The organism is Streptomyces sp. NPDC020884 (assembly GCF_044333935.1).
In the GTDB taxonomy this organism is placed as follows: Bacteria; Actinomycetota; Actinomycetes; order Streptomycetales; family Streptomycetaceae; genus Streptomyces.
Genome location: NZ_JBIRRY010000001.1, coordinates 1284234 through 1302610, shown reverse-complemented (window position 1 = coordinate 1302610; position 18377 = coordinate 1284234). Strand labels below are relative to the sequence as shown.

Sequence of the window (18377 nt, the reverse complement as noted above, 5' to 3'; positions counted from 1 at the left end):
CTCCCGCTCAGGGCCGCCACCGCACCCGCCGTTCCGCGAGGTGGGCCAGCACCGCGTGGTTCGCCTCCCAGCCGTCGGGGAACTTCACCGTGACGCCCAGCTGGACCGGCTCCGTGGACGGATGCTCGTCCAGCAGGTCCGCCACCCCCTCCCGGCACACCACGACGCAGGCGTGCCGATGCCGTGAGGCCAGCACGCACAGGCGGCCCGTCTCCAGATGGAATGCCGTGGCGTCGGGCCGCCCCGACAGCGGGTGCAGCACCACGGTGACGTCGAACTCGCGGCCCTGGAGCCGGTTCGCCGTGTCCACCGCCACGCCGGTGACGCCCAGCTCCGCGAGGGCGGCGCGCACGGCCGCCGCCTGGTCCCGGTGGGCCGTGCCGACCGCCACCCGGTCCGCCGTCACCGGCACCGGCTCCTCGGCCCGCTCGCTCGTGGCGACGCCGCCCCGGTCCAGCAGCCGCCGGACCACCAGCGCCACCGCCCGTACCGCCTCGGGGTCGGTCCGCGGGGTGTGCCGGGCCGGCAGCTCCAGCAGCCCCCACCCGGACTCGGCCGCCTCGTCCAGCACCCGGTCGGGCCCCGACCCGTCCGACGCCACCCCGAAGGAGAGCTTCCGGTCCCCGTGGTCCGTACCGCTGCGGAAGGGTGTGTACGGGTAGAACGCGTCCGACACCAGCGGGGCCGCCGACGCCGGGAGCCGCCACGACACCGGCAGCCGGTGCTGCGGCAGCTCCGGATTGTGCGCCAGCAGCGTGGACACCGCGCTCGCCGACGGGTCGTAACTCAGCCCCGCCCACTGGTCCGCGCCCACGATCGAGAACGGGTCCAGCTGCCCCGGGTCCCCGACGAACAGCGCCCGCTCGAACAGCCCGGCCACGGCCAGCAGCGCGTCCGAGCGCATCTGGTACGCCTCGTCGACGATCGCGTGCCCCCACGGCTCCACGTTCTTCACGTGCGCCCACTTGGCGGCCGTCGAGATCACCACGTCGAGCCCGGCCAGATCAGCCGCCTTCGCCGACTTCATCACGTTGTCGAGGCCGTCCAGCACCTTGTCGTACGGGTCGGAGTCGCTGCTGTGCAGCCGCCCCACCGGCAGCTCCGGGTCCTTCTCCGCGAGCCGCACCACCAGGTCGTCGACCTGGGCGTTGGTCTGCGCGATCACCATCAGCGGATGCCCGGCGGCCGCCAGCTCCAGGGCCGCCCGGACCACCAGCGTCGACTTGCCCGCGCCGGGAGGGGAGTCCACGACGATGCCCCGGGCGCTCCCGCGCAGGGTGTCGTCCAGGATCGCGCCGGTCGCCCGAGCCGCCTCCGCGCCCGGGTCGAAGACGATCGTCACAGCAGGTCCTCCGGGGCGACGAGGGTCGGGATCACAGCAGGTCCTTCGGGGCGACGGGGGTCGGGATCACAGCAGGTCCTCCGGGGTCACGGGGTCGGGGTGCTCCGTGCGCCCGGCGGCGTCCGCGCCCGGCGGACCGCCGTGGGTCCACGGCGTCTCCTCCGGGTCCGGCAGCTTCGGGCCGCCGCGCTGGTCGTGCTCGAACAGGGTCCAGGCGATCCGCTCCCCGGGCTCCGGCACCGAACCCGGCGCGGGCTCCTTGCCCCGGCCCATCCGGTCCAGGATCCGCAGCACCAGCAGGGCCTCGCCGTCGTCGGCCGGGGGCTCGCCCGCGTACCGCACGAACTCCGCCGTCTGCGGCTTGCCCTCCAGCGAGCGGTAGACCTTCGTGCGCTCGCCCAGCTGCGGACGCTCGACCGTGGAGACGGTGACCAGCGGGCGCGGGGAGGGGCGCTTGGACTCGGTGTACGCCATCTCCACCTCGGACACCGCGGCGAGGAACGCCTCGCCCGCCAGCCGCCGCCCCGCCAGCACCAGCGGATCGTCCAGCGCCTCCTGCGCCTCCAGCTGGGCCTGGGCGGTCTCCCGGGAGGCCAGCTTCTGGGCCGCCGTCACCGCGTCGTCGCGGCGCGGCTGCGGCGGCTCGCCCGAACGCACCCGGTCCCGGTGCGCGGTGAACGACCACCGGTCCCGGGTCCAGCGGCTCTCGGCCCGGGACCCCTCGGGCAGCTCCCGCAGCAGGTCGAGACCCCGCCAGACCGCGTCCCAGGTCGGCAGCATGACCCGCGCCAGCAGGGAGCGGATCTCCCGCTCGGCGGCGCTCAGCTCACCGAGGCGGGCATCGGCGGCGAGCCCGTCCTCGGCGGACGCGAGCGCCGTGCGCGCCCGGTCGTACCGCTCGATCGCCGGGGCGAGGAGGCGGTTGTCGAAGTCCGGGTCGGTGGCCGGACCCGCGGGCGGGCACAGCAACTGGCCGTCCCCGTCCCGGGCCAGCTCGGCCCGGAGCGCCGCCTCGGCCCCCGAGGAGCCGCCCGGCGGATCGACCCAGGCCAGCAGCGCCCCCAGATGCTGGTCCTCCAGACTGCTCTGGCCCGTCGCCCAGTGCCGGTTCAGCAGATCCGTGGCGGTCAGCAGCAGCGAGGAGCCGGGCACCCTGGCCCGCTCCCCGTAGTGCGTCAGCCAGCGGCCGAGCAGCGGGACCCGGGCCGGGGCCGGATAGGGGGTGTCCGGATCGTCCTCGGCGGTACGGCGGAACCGCATGGAGCGGCCCAGCAGCCGGACGAACTCGACGCCCGCCCGGCTCGGCACGATCAGCTGGGCGGCGTCCGTGCACAGCTCGACCTCGACCTTGGTCTTCTTGCCGGTCGCCGGATCCGTCTCGTTGCGCTCGGCGGGCTCGATGACGTCCGCGTACGCCTCGATGTGCGGCAGCACCGCCTCCGCCAGCTCGGCCAGGAACGCGAACCGCAGATCCCGGTCGCGCGGCTGGGCGACGGCCAGCAGCCGGGGCGCCTCCCGGTCGGTGCCGACCAGCGCCCCGAGCGGGGCCCCGGCCTCTCCGGCGGTGGTCAGCGGCACCAGCACGAGCGGCCGGTCGGTGAGATGCCGGTGGCGGACGGTCGCCAGCGGCTGGGCACGGCCGGAGTCGACGGCCTCCAGCCGGGCCAGGGTGGTGATCAGCGACATGCGGCCCCACCCTCCAGCGCCTCGGCGCGCAGAACGGAGGCACTTTCCAGGGCCTCGGCGCGCAGGGCGGCGGCGCGGCGCAGTGCGGCGACCGTCGGATCGGCGGGATCGCCCTCCTTGCCCGCGGCGGCGGCCAGCACGCCGGCCACCGTGGTCAGTCCGCCCAGCTCACCGCGCACACTGCGGCCCAGCGCCTCCACGGCCCCCTCGGCCCGGGACTTGGCCCGGCAGTGGAAGGCCAGCTCGCAGGCGGCCAGGCACTCCGGGGCGTACGCCGGGGGCACCGCCGACACGGCGGCGTCCAGCTCCGCGGGCGGGCACGCCGGATCGAACGTCGTCCCCCCCGGCAGCCCCGCCGCGATGTCCTCGACGCGCGTCAGCCGGGTCAGCTGCCGGCGGGTCACGGCGCGCTGCTTGCGTACGTCCACGACGGAGGCGGTCGGCAGGTTCGAGAAGTCCTTGGGGCAGACCAGCAGCACCCGGTGCCCGACCTCGGCACCCCCGGTCACCGCCGCGACCCGCTCCAGCGCCAGCACATACACCGCGGCCTGCCGGGCCGCGGCGCCGACCTTCGAGGCGTCGGCCGAGGCGTCGATCATGGGGAACGACTTGATCTCGACGACCGTCCACCGGCCGTCGGGGTGCACCACCACCGCGTCGGGCTCCAGATAGGCGGGGGAGCCCGCCACCTCCAGGGCCAGCATCGGGTGGTCCAGCAGCGTCCAGCCGCCCGCCGCCGTGGCCTCCCGCAGGGCGAGCGCGGTGCGCGCGGCGCGGCCCTCGGGACCGGCGGCGCTCAGGTCGGGTGTGGCGGCGTCCCCGGCCGGGGACGGAGCACCGCCGCCGAGCCGTTCGTACAACAGGCGCAGCAGCTCGGCGCCGCCGTCGGCCTTGACCTTCGCCTCGAAGGCGTTGCCCCGCATGAAGGCGAACTGGGACTGCCCGAAGGGGGCGGGGGAGCCGAGCGCGGTGGCCAGCACGCCCTTGTCGACCCCGGCGCCGTCGAGCAGGGCCCGCCGCTTGCAGCCGGGGTTCGCGGCCAGGGCGGCGAGGGCTCTGGCGTCGAGCGGATGCGGTGCGACGGAGGGTCCGCGCAGCTCAGCGAGCCGCTGCCGGAGCGTCGTCGTTCGCGGACGCGTCGGCGGCGTCTCTGGCTGCCGCACCGCCGACTGCCGTGCCGGGGGGATCTGCGGAGGTGGTCCGCTGGCCGGGGATTCGCTCACCCGGGGAAGTCTTGCACCCGGCACTGACATTCGGGGGCACGGTTGCCGGAACGGGCTCGGCGACGGGTTCCCGGCCGCCCGGGAAGCGGTCCGCGAACAGGACGGCGGCCAGGCGCCCCGGCCGGGCTCCGCCCCAGGCCTTGAACCGGTCGGCGACCCGGATGACCAGCCTGGTCAGGAGGGCTCCGATGCCCATCACCGCGGCGCCCGCGACAGCGTCCAGGAAGTAGTGGTTGGCGGTGCCCATCACGACGATGGTGGTGATCAGCGGATAGGCGATGCCCGCCGCCCGTACGAGGGGGTGGCGCCCGTGCCGCCACAGCAGGATCCCGCACCACACGGACCATCCGACGTGCAGGCTGGGCATCGCCGCGTACTGGTTGGTCATCCCGCTCAGCCCGCGCGGGGCGCTCGCTCCGGCGCCCCACCAGCCGTAACCGCTGTACTGCGCCATCGTGTCGACGAAGCCGTGGCTCGCGTCCAGCAGCCGGGGCGGGCAGGTCGGCATCAGCGTGAAGCCGACCAGTCCCAGCAGCGTGGAGTTCATCAGCCAGACCCGGGCCGCCCGGTACGCCGCCGACCTGCGCCGGAACATCCATATGAGGACGGCAGGGGTGACCACGTAGTGCAGGGACGCGTACGCGAAGTCGGCGGGTATCCCGAGCGACGGGGTGCTGGTGAAGAGACGGTTCAGCGGATGCTCGGCGTTCAGGTGCAGCGTCTGCTCCAGCCGCAGGATCGCCAGACCGTGGTCGACGGCCGTCGACACATCGCCGCGCACCAGGAGCCGGCCCACCGAGTACAGCGCGTACACCACCGCGATCAGTGGGAGCTCCGTCCACCAGCGGGGCCGATGACCGGTCGCGGGCGGCGCGGTGGCGTGCGGCATCCGGTAGCTCTCCCCATGTTCATGCGGCCGACGGCGGGCGTTCAACCGTACGGCGGCACCGTGCCGCCGGTTCCCCCGGGGTCCCCATCCGGACATCCCGTACGCAGTGGTCCCCGCCGTGGTCCGGTGCTGTCGGCAAGGGGACTGCTCAGGAAGGGACGTCGGCGCGGCCCCGGAGGTTGCCTGCCCGTCCGGTACGGGATGATGGAAGACCCAGTACCAGCGTTTCAGGGAGAGCCGTCATGGCACCGCGCATCTTGCTCGCCCGGCACGGCCAGACCCAGTGGTCGGTCCGGGGCAACCACACCGGCAGGACGGACATCCCGCTCCTGGACAGCGGGCGCGAGGACGCCAAGCTGCTCGGTCAGCGGCTGCACCGGGCGCCCTGGGCGGGACTGCCCGGCGTCGAGGTCCGCACCAGCCCGCTCGTCCGGGCCGCCGAGACCTGCGAACTCGCCGGGTTCGGGCAGCGGGCCGAGCCGTGGGACGCGTTGATGGAGTGGGACTACGGGGCGTACGAGGGCCTGACCTCGGAGCAGATCAAGGCGGACCGGCCCGACTGGCTGATCTGGCGCGACGGAGTCCCGGACGGGGAGTCCGTCGCCGACGTCACCGCCCGTGCGGACGAGGTCGTCGCCTGGGTGCGCTCGGCGGACCGGGACGTTCTGGTCTTCGCCCACGGCCACATCCTGCGGGCGCTGGGTGCGCGGTGGCTGGGCGAGGACCTGTCCTTCGGCGCCCGCATCCGCCTGGAGCCGACGTCGCTGTCGGTCCTGGGCTGGGCGTACGACTCGCCGGCCGTGGAACGCTGGAACGACACGGGCCACCTGGAGCGGTAGCGGCAGACCCGAGCCGGTCGGACGGGCCCGCCCGAGCCGGTCCGGCGGCTTTCCCGAGCCCGTCCGGTGGGCCTGCCCGAGCCGCTTCGGCGGCTTTCCCGAGCCTGTCCGGCGGGCCCGCCCGAGCCTCTCCGGCGGGCCACTTCAAGCCCCGTCCGGTGGGCCTGCCCAAGCCCGTCCGGCGGCCTTCCAGAGCCCGTCCGGCGGTCCTGCCCGAGCCGGTTCGGCTGGCCCACCGAAACCCGTCCGGCGTTTGAGGACGGAACCCTGGGCCACTTCAAGCCCGTCCGGCGATTGAGGACGGAACCCTTCGCCCGGTGGGCGGCCCCTTCGCGGACCCGTGGCGCGGGACATTCTCATGGGCACCCGAGAACGTGCTTCCCGGTTCCGTCCTCAAACGCCGGACGGGCTGGGTGGCGCGCGGGACATCCTCATGGGCACCCGAGAACGTGCTCACCGGTTCCGTCCTCAAACGCCGGACAGGCTGGGTGGCGCGCCGGACGGGCGGCAAGGCGGGCCGGACAAGCTGGGTGGCGCGGAGGACAGGCTGCAAGACGCGCCGGTCGGGCTGCAAGGCGCGCCGGACAGGCTGGGTGGCGGGCTGGAAGTCGGCCCGGGTCAGGGTGCGGTTGACTCCTGGTGGCGGGTCAGGAAGCTCGCCGCCCCCACCCCGCCCCGGACCTCCAGCACCCGCGCCACCCCCACCAGCATCCCCCGGATCCGCGAGGACTGGACCCGGGTCAGCAGGTCCAGCACCTGGTGCCCCGTCGCCGCCGCCTCGTCCACCCGGCCCGCCCGCGCCAGGTCACCCGTCAGCTGGGCCCGGTACAGCGCCAGGTTCCGGGTGAAGTGCGCGTCCTGGAGCGCCGTCGCACGCCGCCCGTGCCGCGCCGCCCGGGACCAGTCGCCCAGCGCCGACCAGCACTGCGCCTCCAGCAGCTCCAGCTCCGCCTCCCGGAAGAAGCTCATCCACTCCGGATCACCCGCCGCCGGACCCCGGTCGAACGCCGCACGGGCCCGCCCGATCGCCCGGTCGCACCCCGTCCGGTCCCCGAGCCCCGCCCGGCCCCCCGCCTCCCGCAGCGCGAGCAGCGCCAGCAGCCGGGGCGACCCCAGCGTGCGGGCGGCCCGCTGTCCGGCCTCCGCCGCCCGTACCGCCTCCCGCGGCCGCCCCGCGTCCCGGGCCAGGAACGACGTGTTGCAGAACGCGTGCGCCTCGAGCCCCGCGTCCCCGGCCAGCCGCGCCGTGGCCAGCGCCTCCGCGTAGTGCGAGCGGGCGTCGTCGAAGCGGCCCGAGTCGTGGGCCAGCCAGCCCACCGAGATGGCCAGCTCGCCCGCGCCCGCGTGCAGCCGGTCCGAGGTGGAGCGCCGTGCGGCGGTCCCGGCGTCCAGCAGCTCGTACGCCGCGCGCAGCGGCTGGGCGGCCCGCCGGTAGAGCCCGTCCGCGCCGTGCCGGTCGTCCAGCAGCCGGATCTGCCGTACGGCCTTCTCGACGGCGTTCACCTCCGCCTCGCCGACCCGGCGCTGCGCTGGCAGCGAGACCCGGGCGGCGGAGGCGGGCGTTCCGCCGAGACCCAGGGAAGCGGCCGCCACCGTGGCGGTGCCGCTCGTCATGAACACGCGACGCAGCACGTCGCTCTCCTCGTCGGTTTCGTCGATGTCGCTGTGGAGCGCGCGTGGGGACACCGGTACGGACACGGGTGCGGGCGGGGGTTCGGACACGACCCGGGCGCCCCGCCCCCGTACGCTCTCACGGGCCGAGAACCCCAGGTCGGCCAGGGACGCCCCGGGAAACATGTGCAGGAAGACCCGTTCGTAGGCGTAGTTGGGGCAGCGGATCTCCCCGGACTCCACGCGCCCCACGTACCGGGCGTCGCACGCGACCTGTTCCCCGATCTCCCGCGCCGCCCGGCGCACCGCCGCCGCGAACTCCCCGGCGGAGCGCCGGCCGCGCAGCCGACGGAAGGCGAGGTTGGGCACTGCCCCTGTCGACACCATGGCCGGCCCCTCTCCGGTGCAGCCGGAATTCCCGTTCTCCGGTGTCCCGGCGGAGCAAGAACGTACCTGCTGTGACGAGACGCACACGCAGCGTTTCGCTATAAAAGGGGCATCCCGCTTCTGATCCGCCATGAACTGCCACCCTTTGCGGCGGTGTGGGCCCGTAGCCCTTGACGCACTCGCGCCGTTGGTCCATGGGAGACGGGGTCTGGCTCCGTTCGGCGATGAGAGGAGAGGTTCCCTTGTTGCATCTCGGCCGGGAGACCGGCTCATGGACGACCGCGACGACCGCGACGACCCGCACGACTGCGACCGCGACAGTGCCCGCGCCCGCCACCGCCGCGAACCCGGCGTCGGAGGAAGAGTCCTGCGACCTCGTCACGGTCCCCGCGCGGCAGGGCCTGGAGGCCGTCGACATCCTCCGCCGGGGCCGGGACCAGGAAGTCGTCGGACCGGTCCTGCACGACGGCGCCTGCGACACCCTCGGCTTCCTCGTGCCGCCGGGCACCGCCGACGCCTGGGACGTACCCGGCAGCGCCTGTACCCGGACGGACGGCCGCGGGCTCCACATCCCCGCCGAGCCGCCCGTCTCCGGTTCCGGCTGGCTGCTCCCGCCCGCCGACGACGCCCCGGTCACCGATCCCGCCGTGCTCCGCGCCGCCCTCGACCAGGCCGCCCGGCTGATCGAGGCGGCCGACAACTGCCGCTGAGCCCATAATGGCCGGACGGGCGGAACTCCTCCGCCGCGGCCGGCGCCCCGGGCCCCCACCAGCAAGGACCAGCGAACGTGACACGTCGAGGAGCGTCGGCCGGGGGCAAGGACAAAGCGGGGGGCAAGGGCAAAGCCGGCGGCGGGGAGAAGGAAAAGGCGGGCGGGAAGAAGGAACAGCGCCGGAGCTCCGGCCGGGCCGAGCGCGAGCCGGTCTCCCGGCCGGTCGACGGCGGGCTCGCCGAGCTCATACCCGACCGGGAGCGCCCGCACGGCTGGACGCTCCTGATCGACGGAGCCCCGCAGTCCCACGTCGACCTCGACGACCCCGCGCACCTCTCGTTCGCCTACCAGCGCCGCCTCGGCCACGTCATCGACCTCGCCGCGCCCCCGCTCCAGCCGCTGCACGTCCTGCACCTGGGCGGCGGCGCGTTCACCCTCGCCCGGTACACCGCGGCGTCCCGCCCCCGCTCCACCCAGCAGATCGTCGAGATCGACGCGCCCCTCGTGCAACTCGTCCGCGACCGCCTCCCGCTGGACCCCCAGGCCCGGGTCCGGGTCCGGGCGACGGACGCCCGCGAAGGGCTCGGCAGGTTCCCGGACGGCTGGGCGGACCTGGTCATCGCCGATGTGTTCAGCGGGGCCCGCACCCCCGCCCACCTCACCTCGGCCGAATTCCTCACCGAGGTGCGCCGGGTCCTGAAGCCGGCGGGCCGGTACGCCGCGAACCTCGCCGACGGCCCCCCGCTCGCCCATCTGCGCGGTCAGGTGGCCACCGCCGCCGCCGTCTTCCCCGAACTGGCGCTGGCCGCCGACCCGGTGGTGTGGCGGGGCCGCCGCTTCGGCAACGCGGTCCTGCTCGCCTCGGCCCTGCCGCTGCCGGTCGCGGACTTCACCCGGCGGGTGGCGAGCGACCCGCACCCCGGCCGCGTCGAACACGGCCGTGCGCTCACCGACTTCACCGGCGGCGCGGCCGTCGTCACCGACGCGGCGGCCAAGGAGTCGCCCGCGCCCCCGCCGTCCGTCTTCGAGAACCCCTGACGCGGTCACCGACCGATCCCCGACCAGCCTCTGGCCGACCTCCGGTCAGCCTCTGACCGACCCCCGACCGATCCTCGACCGACCCCCGACCAGCCTCCGGCCGATCCTCGACCAGCCTCTGGTCGGCCTCCGATCGACCCCTGAACGACCCGTCCCCCGATTACGGTTCGACGATCTGCACCGTCGGCGGGGTCCCGTTCCACGTGCAGAACACCGAGTACGTCTTTCCGTCCTCCCCGCCCCCGTCGCCGAAGTCCACCCGGATCCAGGCGTCGTTCGTCCACACCTGCATCGACCAGCCCGGCTCCGGCGTCGCCGAGACGAGCTTCGCCGAGTCGGCGCCCAGCTCGAACACCACCCGGCCGCCGTCGGTGCGATAGCTCTTCACCGTGCCCGAACTCGACGGCGCGGGCGGCTTCGCCGGGGCGGCCGAGGGAGTGCGGGAGGGGCGGGGGGAAGACGGCGAGGGCCTCGCGTCGCTGGTGCGCGGCGAGGGGGAGGGCGAGGGCGCGGCCCGGTGCGTCGAGGAGATGAGCGGCGCCTCGGTGCTCTGCCCGATGCGCTGAGGAGGCCCCGCGCCCACCGAGATCGGCACGGCCCGGGGCGGGTCGTAGGCCGTCCCCGTCATCACCGTGTGCACGCCCCACCACGAGAGCGTGACCGCCGCGCCGGTGGCGAGCGACCACGCCAGCGCGTGTACGAGTCCTCGTTGCATCGGGCACATCCTGCACCACCCGGCCCACCCCGGCTCCCGTCAGGGGGACCTGAACTATCGCCCTTCTCCGGCCTTTGCGGAGGATTCCGGCGGGGCCGGGACCGGGCCCGCCGGCATGGCGTACGGTGCCGCCCATGGCAAGTGTGCTCGTGGTCGAGGACGACCAGTTCGTACGTTCCGCCCTCATCCGGCACCTCAGTGAGGCCTCCCACACGGTACGGAGCGTGGGCACCGCGCTCGAAGCGCTGCGCGAGGTCGCGCACTTCCGCTTCGACGTGGTCATCCTCGACCTCGGGCTGCCCGACCTGGACGGCGCCGAGGCGCTGAAGATGCTGCGGTCCATCACCGACGTGCCCGTGATCATCGCCACCGCCCGGGACGACGAGAGCGAGATCGTCCGGTTGCTGAACGACGGCGCCGACGACTATCTGACGAAGCCGTTCTCCGTCGAGCACCTCTCCGCCCGGATGGCCGCCGTGCTGCGCCGCTCGCGTGCGGCCGGGGGCGAGGCGCCGCCGCCCAGGGTGATCCGGGTCGGCGGGCTCTCCATCGACCCGCTGCGCCGCAGCGCCGAGCTGGACGGGGCCGAACTCGATCTGACCCGGCGGGAGTTCGACCTGCTGACCTTCCTGGCCGGGCGCCCCGGTGTGGTCGTCGCCCGCAAGGAGCTGCTGGCCGAGGTCTGGCAGCAGTCCTACGGCGACGACCAGACCATCGACGTCCACCTGTCCTGGCTGCGCCGCAAGCTCGGCGAGACCGCCGCCCGCCCGCGCTATCTGCACACCCTGCGCGGCGTCGGCGTGAAGCTCCAGCCGCCGGCCGACTCCCCGGCCGGTACGCCGTCCACGGAGCCGCCCGCATGAGATGGGCCCTGGTCAAGGTCTGCCTGGCGGTCACGGCCATGGTCGTCATCGCCTTCGCCGTACCGCTGGGACTCGTCATCCGGGAGATGGCCAGCGACCGGGCCTTCTCCGACGCCGAACGCCAGGCCGCGACGATCGCCCCGACGCTCTCCATCACCACCGACCGCGAGGAGCTGACCCGGGCCGTCCTGTCCACCGAACCGGGCGACCGGGGACACCTCGCCGTCCATGTCCCGGCCCCCGACCGGGCCGAGGGCGGGACGGAGGGCGGGGCGGAAGGCGGGCCCCTGGACATCGGCACCCGGCGCGCCACCCCCAAGGACGTGGAGACCGTGCGCAAGGCCGGGCGCGCCTCCATCAGCGAGGTCACCGGCGGCTTCGCGCTCCTCCAGCCGACCGCGCTGAGCACCGGGGAGATCGCCGTCGTCGAGGTGTTCGTCCCCGAGGGCGAGGTCTCCAACGGGGTCGCCACCGCCTGGCTGATGCTGGCGGGCGTCGGCGTCGGGCTGATCGTCGGCTCGGTCGCGGTCGCCGACCGGCTCGGCGTACGGATGGTGCAGCCCGCCCAGCGGCTCGCGGGCGCCGCCCAGGACCTGGGGGAGGGCCGGCTCGGCACCCGGGTCCCCGAGGAGGGCCCCACCGAACTGCGGTCCGCGGCCGTCGCGTTCAACTCCATGGCCGATCAGGTCGTCCAGCTGCTGGCCAACGAGCGCGAGCTGGCCGCCGACCTCTCGCACCGGCTGCGCACCCCGCTCACCGTGCTCCGCCTGAACGCCGCATCGCTCGGCGAGGGCCCGGCGGCCGAGCAGACCCGGGCGGCCGTCCAGCAGCTGGAGCGCGAGGTCGACACGATCATCCGCACCGCCCGCGAACAGCGCCCGCAGACCCAGGGCGTGCAGACGGGAGCGGGCTGCGACGCCTCCGAGGTGATCCGCGAACGCATGGGCTTCTGGTCGGCCCTCGCGGAGGACGAGGGCCGCGAGGTGCGCCTCGCGGGAGTCGACCGTACGGTGCGCATCCCCGTCGCCCGGCCCGAACTGGCTGCCGCACTCGACGCGTTGCTCGGCAACGTCTTCCGCCACACCCCCGAGGGCACCGCCTTCTCCGTCGATGTCCACCACAGCGGCGACGCGGTCATCGTGCTCGTCTCCGACGCCGGTCCGGGCATCCCCGACCCGAAGGCGGCCCTCGCCCGGGGTGCCAGCGGGCGCGACGCGTCGAGCGGATCCGTCGGCTCCACCGGCCTCGGCCTGGACATCGTGCGCCGGGTCGCCGAGTCCACCGGCGGCGACCTGCGCATCGGCCGGTCCGTCCTCGGCGGCACGGAGGTCCGGATCTGGATCGGCCTGCACGGCAGCCGCCCCGAGCGCCGGCGGCGCGGGCACGGCCGGCGGGTCGCCCGCCGGGTCGGCTGGCAGCGGCGCAAGGAGTCCCCGGCCGCGGCCGCTCCCGGGTCCCATCATTAACCCGCGCCCATGCGTTCCTTAAGCGCACCCTAAGAACATCAACCCCCGCCCGTATCGCCCTCTTTGCCCGTTCCGCTGCCGCTAGCGTGCTCTCGCATCCCCCCAGGGAGATCCGCAAGAACATCCGCAGGACACAGAGGCAGGCAGGGCACGTTGATGGGTTCCCGTACGCACCGTCGCACGACGACCACCCGCACCAAGGCGATCGGAGCGGTCGTGGCCGCCGCCGTCATCGGCGGCACGGTTCTCGCGCTGACCGGCACGGCGCAGGCTGCCGCGATCGGCGCCGCGTACACCCGTACCAGCGACTGGGACGGCGGCTACACCGGCCAGTACGTCGTCACCAACGAGACCGACAGTCCGCTCGCCGACTGGACGCTCGCCTTCGACCTCCCGGCGGGCACGAGGATCGGCTCGCTGTGGAACGGCGAGCACACGGTGAAGGGCGACCGCGTCACCGTGAAGCCCGCGAGCTGGGACAAGGAGCTCGCCCCCGGCGCGTCCGTCACCGTCGGCTTCGTCACCTCCGCCACCGGCACCGCGGGCGACCCGGCCGGCTGCCTGATCAACGACGCCGCCTGCTCCGTGGACGGCGGCGCGACTCCCACCCCCAGTGGCCGCCCCACGGACGCCCCGACCGCGGCCCCCACGCCGACGGCCACCCCCTCCGCGAGCGCCCCGGCCACCCCGACCCCCACGCCGACCCCCACCGCCACCGGTCGCCCCGGTGACGGTGGGGAAACCGGCTCCCGGTTCGCCCCCTTCGTCGACACGTCCCTCTACCCCGCCTACGACCTCCTGGACACCGCTACGAAGACCGGCGTGCGGGAGTTCCACCTCGCCTTCATCACCTCCGGCGGCGGCTGCGCCCCGCTCTGGGGCGGTGTCACGGGCCTGGGCGACGACCAGGTCGCCGCCCAGATCGGCGCGTTGCGGGAGCAGGGCGGTGACGTCCGGGTCTCCTTCGGCGGTGCGGCCGGCGCCGAACTGGCCCTCAACTGCTCCTCCGCCGCCGACCTCGCCGCCGCGTACGGCAAGGTCGTCGACGCCTACGACCTGACCAAGGTCGACTTCGACATCGAGGGCGCCGCCCTGCCCGACGCGGCCGCCAACACCCGCCGCTCCCAGGCCATCGCCCAGCTCCAGAAGACCTACCCGGACCTCGACGTCGCCTTCACGCTGCCCGTCATGCCCGAGGGGCTGACCCAGCCCGGCGTGGACCTGCTGGCCGACGCGGAGAAGAACGGCGTCCGCGTCGACGCGGTCAACATCATGGCGATGGACTACGGCCCCGCCTACAGCGACGACATGGGCACGTACGCGATCCAGGCGGCGACAGCCACCCAGGCCCAGATCAAGGGCGTCCTCGGCCTCTCGGACGCCGCCGCGTGGGGGGCCGTCGCGGTCACCCCGATGATCGGCGTCAACGACGTCGTCACCGAGATATTCACCGTCGAGGACGCCGGCCAGCTGGTGAAGTTCGCCCAGGAGAAGGGCATCGGCCGCCTCGCGATGTGGTCCGGCACCCGGGACAAGGCCTGCCCCGGCGGGCCCAAGCCGGCCGCCGACGCCACCTGCAGTTCGATCGACCAGGAACCGCTGGCCTTCACGAAGGCCTTCGCCGCCTACAAGTAGCCCGTACGCCCCCGATCCGCCGTATCCCCCCACCCCCGAACCGCTCCCTCCCCCCACCCCCCCCCACCGCGCGCCCCGGCCGGACCCCACCCCACCTCCGGCCGGGGCGCGCCCCCATGCCTGGCCCCTGCCCCTGCCCCTGCGCCCGCCCCCGCGCCCGCCACCCCTGAGATCGGCACCGCCGTCCTCTGCTGCGGCAGGAGGTGCCCCGGAGCGGCGTGACACAGGGTGAACTCGGCAGGGACGGAGTCCCCGTCACCCGGCGCCGCCCGCCCGGCCTCCCTTCACCTTTCGACGGGAGGGCGGTCCGCGAGCCCCTCCGTGACGCGCCGGACATCCCTCGGCAACGGAATCGTCTTCAAGTCTTGACACCCACCCCCTTCAGGCAGCAACCTTCCGGCAACGGCGCATGGGAGCGCTCCCACTCTGGGGGAAGGTCTCGCGCGCTTCCTCTTTCCCGCAGCAGCCCGACGCCCTCCGCCCCGCCTCGCGGAACAGCGCCGGTACCACCCCGGAACAAGGAGCAGTGGAATGCGCATCACCCGCAGCGTTGCCGGTCGACGCCGGAGAACCACCTTCGTGGCCACCACGGGCCTCACGGTCACCGCCCTCCTCCTCACCGGATGCGGCGGCTCGTCCGACTCCGGAAAGGGGGCCGACGCGGACGGGAACATCACCCTGACCGTCTCCGACTTCGGGCAGTTCGGGTACAAGGAAGCCGGGCTCTTCGCGAAGTACCACGAGCTGAACCCGAAGATCACGGTCAAGGAGGACACCACCGCCGAGGAGAAGAACTACTACCCCAAGCTCCTCCAGCAGCTGAACTCCGGCAGCGGTCTCGCCGACGTCCAGGGCATCGAGGTCGGCCGGATCAAGGAGATCGTCGACACCAAGGCGGACTCCTTCGCCGACCTCTCCAAGGTGATCGGCGTCGACGAGTGGGTGTCGTGGAAGGCCAAGCAGGCCACCGCCCCCAGCGGCGCGGTCATCGGCGCGGGCACCGACATCGGCCCCATGTCCCTCTGCTACAACCGTGAGCTGTTCGAGAAGGCCGGACTGCCCACCGACCGCGCCGAGGTCGCGAAGCTGACCGAGGGCGGCTGGGAGGACTTCCTCGCCCTCGGCGAGCAGTACAAGAAGAAGGCGCCCGATGGCACCTACTTCATGGACTCCGCGAGCGCGATGTTCAACGCCGTGGTCAGCTCCAGCCCCGAGCAGTACTACGACGCGAGCGGCAAGCCGATCTACCAGGAGAGCGCCAGCGTCGAGAAGGGCTGGAAGCTCGCCTCCCAGGCCGCGTCCAAGAAACTGACGCAGGGCCTGGCCCAGTTCGAGGACCAGTGGCAGGCGGCCCTGCGCAAGAGCACCATCGCCACCGTCGTCTGCCCCGCCTGGATGGCCGGCCAGATCTCCACGTACGCCGGTGATGCCAACAAGGGCAAGTGGGACATCACCAGCGCCCCCGGCAACACCTCCGCCAACTGGGGCGGTTCCTTCCTCGCCGTGCCCAAGTCCGGGAAGAACGTCGACGAGGCCGCCAAGCTCGTCAAGTGGCTGACCGCCCCCGAGCAGCAGGCCGCCGTCTTCAAGGCGATCGGCGTCTTCCCCTCCAACCAGGGCGCCTACGAGCTGCCCGACGTGAAGAACGCGACCCTGCCGTACTTCAACGACGCCCCCATCGGCCAGATCTACGCCGACGGCGCGAAGTCCATCCCCGAGGCGGTCCTCGGCCCGAAGGACGGCGTGATCAAGGACTCCATCTCCACCCAGATCAACAACATGGAGCAGCGCGGCACCAGCCCCGACGACGCCTGGGACGCGGCCGTGCGGACGATCGACAAGGCCATCGGCTGACCTGACACCGGACCGGCCCGAGCCGGTCCCGCGCCGGGGCGGGCGGCACCCGCCCGCCCCGGCCGCCCACCCACCCCGCCAGCCGCCCCGGCCGTCCGTCGGCGCACCCAGGGAAGGACTCCCCGCCCGTGGCAACCTCGACCCCCACCCGGGATGCGTACGCGAAGGCGCCCCGTGAACCGAAGAAGGAACCGCCCAGCGAGCGGCGGCAGTTGTGGCGCAGCCGGCTGTGGCGGTTCGACGACAAGGCATCCCCGTACGCGTACATCGCGCCGTTCTTCCTCGTCTTCGGGGCCTTCGGGCTCTACCCGCTCCTCTACACCGGCTGGATCGCCCTGCACCGGGTGGAGATGACCGGCCTGGACTCGATGGAGTGGGTGGGCTGGGAGAACTTCGACAAGATCCTGCACGACCCCGAGTTCTGGACCTCGGTCAGCAACACCTTCCTGATCGGCGTCATCTCGACCGTCCCGCAGCTCCTGGTGGCCCTCGGCCTCGCCCATCTCCTCAACTACCGGCTGCGTGCCAGCACGTTCTGGCGCACGATCATCCTCACCCCGTACGCGACCTCGGTCGCCTCGGCCGCCCTCGTCTTCGCCCTGGTGTTCCGGGCCGACGGCGGACTGCTGAACTGGGCCCTTGGCCTCGTCGGCTTCGACGACACCAACTGGGCCAACGGGCACTGGACTTCGAAGATCGCCATCTCCGTCATCGTGATCTGGCGCTGGACCGGCTACAACGCGCTGATCTACCTCGCCGCGATGCAGGCCGTCCCCAACGACCTCTACGAAGCGGCCTCGTTGGACGGCGCGTCGCGCTGGCAGCAGTTCCGCAAGGTGACCATCCCCTCGCTGCGGCCGACGATCCTGTTCACCATCGTCATCTCGACCATCGGCTCCATGCAGCTCTTCGGCGAGCCGCTGCTGCTGGAGGGCGGCGCGCTGGGCGCCACCGGCGGCAACGAGAACCAGTACGAGACGCTCAGTATCTACCTCTACAACTACGGCTGGAACCTCGGACATCTCGGTCCGGCCGCCGCCGTCGCCTGGGCGATGCTCGCCCTCCTGCTGATCATCGCCGCGGCCAACTGGTTCATCGGCCGATTCGTCCGCAAGTCCGCGGTCTGACCGGGAGCGCATCCATGACCCTGACCAGCCCCACCCCTGCCCCGGCCCCGGTGAAGCTCGCGCCGACGCCGGACCGCACCACCTCCCCCCAGCGTCCGCGCCGCTTCCGGATGGGCGCGGGGCAGCAGATGAAGGGCGGCCCGTTCGCGTACATCGCGCTCGCCGTCGTCGGCTTCGGCTCGCTGCTGCCGCTCTACTGGACCCTGGTCGCGGCCTCCCGCACCCAGGACGAGGTCCTCGCCTCCACCCCGCCGTTCCTCCCGGGCGGAAAGCTGATCGAGAACGTCCAGACCGCCTGGGAGCAGGCCAACCTCGGCAAGGCGATCGTCAACAGCGTCATCGTCTCGTCCTCGATCACCCTCGCGACGCTCTTCTTCTGCACGCTCGCCGGATACGCGTTCGCCAAGATGCGCTTCCGGGGCCGCGGCTGGCTGATGACCGCCGTCATCGCGACGCTCACGATCCCGCCGCAGCTCAGCGTCGTCCCGCTGTTCATGATGATGTCCGGCCTCGGCTGGGGCGGGCAGCTCGAATCGGTGATCTTCCCGACGCTGGTGAGCGCGTTCGGCGTGTTCTTCATGCGGCAGTACCTGATCGAGGCGCTGCCGTACGAGCTGATCGAGGCGGCCAAGATCGACGGCGCGAACAACCTCCGCATCGTGGTGAGCGTGGTGCTGCCGGTGGCGCGCCCCGCGATGATGGTGCTCGGGATGCTCACCTTCGTCCAGGCGTGGAACGACTTCTTCTGGCCCTACCTCGCCCTCAACCAGCAGAACCCGACCCTGCAGGTGGCCCTCGGCCAGCTCAGCGCCTCCTACACCCCCGACCAGTCCATCGTCATGGCGGGCGCGCTGATCAGCACGCTGCCGCTGCTGGTGGTGTTCGTGGTCTTCGGCAAGAAGATCGTCGGCGGGATCATGTCCGGCGCGGTCAAGGGCTGACGGCCCTTCTCCCAGCTGTCTCCCACCCCAGATTTCCCCGCACTTCTCA

15 protein-coding genes are annotated in these 18377 nt (G+C 73.4%); 9 read left to right on the top strand and 6 right to left on the bottom strand.

Annotated features, from left to right (window positions below; genetic code table 11):
• Positions 1-7 precede the first annotated feature (7 nt).
• The 4 genes from ACH4UK_RS05855 to ACH4UK_RS05840 form a co-directional block, all read right to left on the bottom strand.
• Positions 8-1342 carry an AAA domain-containing protein gene (locus ACH4UK_RS05855; RefSeq protein WP_398354724.1) on the bottom strand — a complete coding sequence of 445 codons (1335 nt, stop codon included), beginning with the start codon at positions 1340-1342 and terminating at the stop codon, positions 8-10.
• 66 nt (positions 1343-1408) lie between these two features.
• A complete protein-coding gene (locus ACH4UK_RS05850) occupies positions 1409-3028 on the bottom strand; it encodes a hypothetical protein (protein ID WP_398354723.1) in 1620 nt (539 codons plus the stop codon).
• Positions 3019-4191, bottom strand: coding sequence for a hypothetical protein (locus ACH4UK_RS05845; RefSeq protein WP_398354722.1), 1173 nt, complete (start codon positions 4189-4191; stop codon positions 3019-3021). Before ACH4UK_RS05845 ends, ACH4UK_RS05850 begins: the two co-directional genes overlap by 10 nt.
• Entirely contained in the window at positions 4127-5140 is a 1014-nt protein-coding gene (locus tag ACH4UK_RS05840) for a phosphatase PAP2 family protein (RefSeq protein ID WP_398354721.1), read from the bottom strand. Before ACH4UK_RS05840 ends, ACH4UK_RS05845 begins: the two co-directional genes overlap by 65 nt.
• A gap of 242 nt (positions 5141-5382) precedes the next feature.
• On the opposite strand from ACH4UK_RS05840, the gene ACH4UK_RS05835 reads away from it, so the two are divergent.
• Entirely contained in the window at positions 5383-5979 is a 597-nt protein-coding gene (locus tag ACH4UK_RS05835; protein WP_398354720.1) for a histidine phosphatase family protein, read from the top strand.
• Between the two features lie 618 nt (positions 5980-6597).
• On the opposite strand, the gene ACH4UK_RS05830 is transcribed toward ACH4UK_RS05835, so the two are convergent.
• Positions 6598-7977 (bottom strand): tetratricopeptide repeat protein, encoded by a 1380-nt coding sequence (locus tag ACH4UK_RS05830; RefSeq protein ID WP_398354719.1) that lies wholly within the window; start codon positions 7975-7977, stop codon positions 6598-6600.
• A gap of 242 nt (positions 7978-8219) precedes the next feature.
• Here ACH4UK_RS05830 and ACH4UK_RS05825 point away from each other — a divergent pair, with 242 nt between their 5' ends.
• The gene (locus ACH4UK_RS05825; RefSeq protein ID WP_398354718.1) at positions 8220-8687 is read left to right on the top strand and encodes a hypothetical protein; all 468 of its coding nucleotides are present in this window, start codon (positions 8220-8222) and stop codon (positions 8685-8687) included.
• Between the two features lie 77 nt (positions 8688-8764).
• A complete protein-coding gene (locus ACH4UK_RS05820) occupies positions 8765-9727 on the top strand; it encodes a spermidine synthase (RefSeq protein ID WP_398354717.1) in 963 nt (320 codons plus the stop codon).
• Between the two features lie 160 nt (positions 9728-9887).
• Here ACH4UK_RS05820 and ACH4UK_RS05815 read toward each other — a convergent pair whose 3' ends face one another.
• Entirely contained in the window at positions 9888-10442 is a 555-nt protein-coding gene (locus tag ACH4UK_RS05815) for a hypothetical protein (RefSeq protein ID WP_398354716.1), read from the bottom strand.
• Between the two features lie 134 nt (positions 10443-10576).
• Here ACH4UK_RS05815 and ACH4UK_RS05810 point away from each other — a divergent pair, with 134 nt between their 5' ends.
• From ACH4UK_RS05810 to ACH4UK_RS05785, 6 genes are all read left to right on the top strand, one after another.
• Complete coding sequence (locus ACH4UK_RS05810) at positions 10577-11305, top strand: response regulator transcription factor (RefSeq protein ID WP_398354715.1); 729 nt, start codon at positions 10577-10579, stop codon at positions 11303-11305.
• Positions 11302-12771, top strand: a complete 1470-nt coding sequence (locus ACH4UK_RS05805) for an ATP-binding protein (protein WP_398354714.1) — start codon at positions 11302-11304, stop codon at positions 12769-12771. Before ACH4UK_RS05810 ends, ACH4UK_RS05805 begins: the two co-directional genes overlap by 4 nt.
• Positions 12772-12927: 156 nt before the next feature.
• Positions 12928-14406 (top strand): cellulose binding domain-containing protein, encoded by a 1479-nt coding sequence (locus ACH4UK_RS05800; protein ID WP_398354713.1) that lies wholly within the window; start codon positions 12928-12930, stop codon positions 14404-14406.
• Between the two features lie 531 nt (positions 14407-14937).
• On the top strand, positions 14938-16260 hold the full coding sequence (locus tag ACH4UK_RS05795) for an extracellular solute-binding protein (RefSeq protein ID WP_398354712.1): 1323 nt from the start codon (positions 14938-14940) through the stop codon (positions 16258-16260).
• 128 nt (positions 16261-16388) lie between these two features.
• Complete coding sequence (locus ACH4UK_RS05790; RefSeq protein ID WP_398354711.1) at positions 16389-17387, top strand: carbohydrate ABC transporter permease; 999 nt, start codon at positions 16389-16391, stop codon at positions 17385-17387.
• A gap of 14 nt (positions 17388-17401) precedes the next feature.
• Positions 17402-18328 carry a carbohydrate ABC transporter permease gene (locus ACH4UK_RS05785; RefSeq protein WP_398354710.1) on the top strand — a complete coding sequence of 309 codons (927 nt, stop codon included), beginning with the start codon at positions 17402-17404 and terminating at the stop codon, positions 18326-18328.
• Positions 18329-18377: the final 49 nt, after the last annotated feature.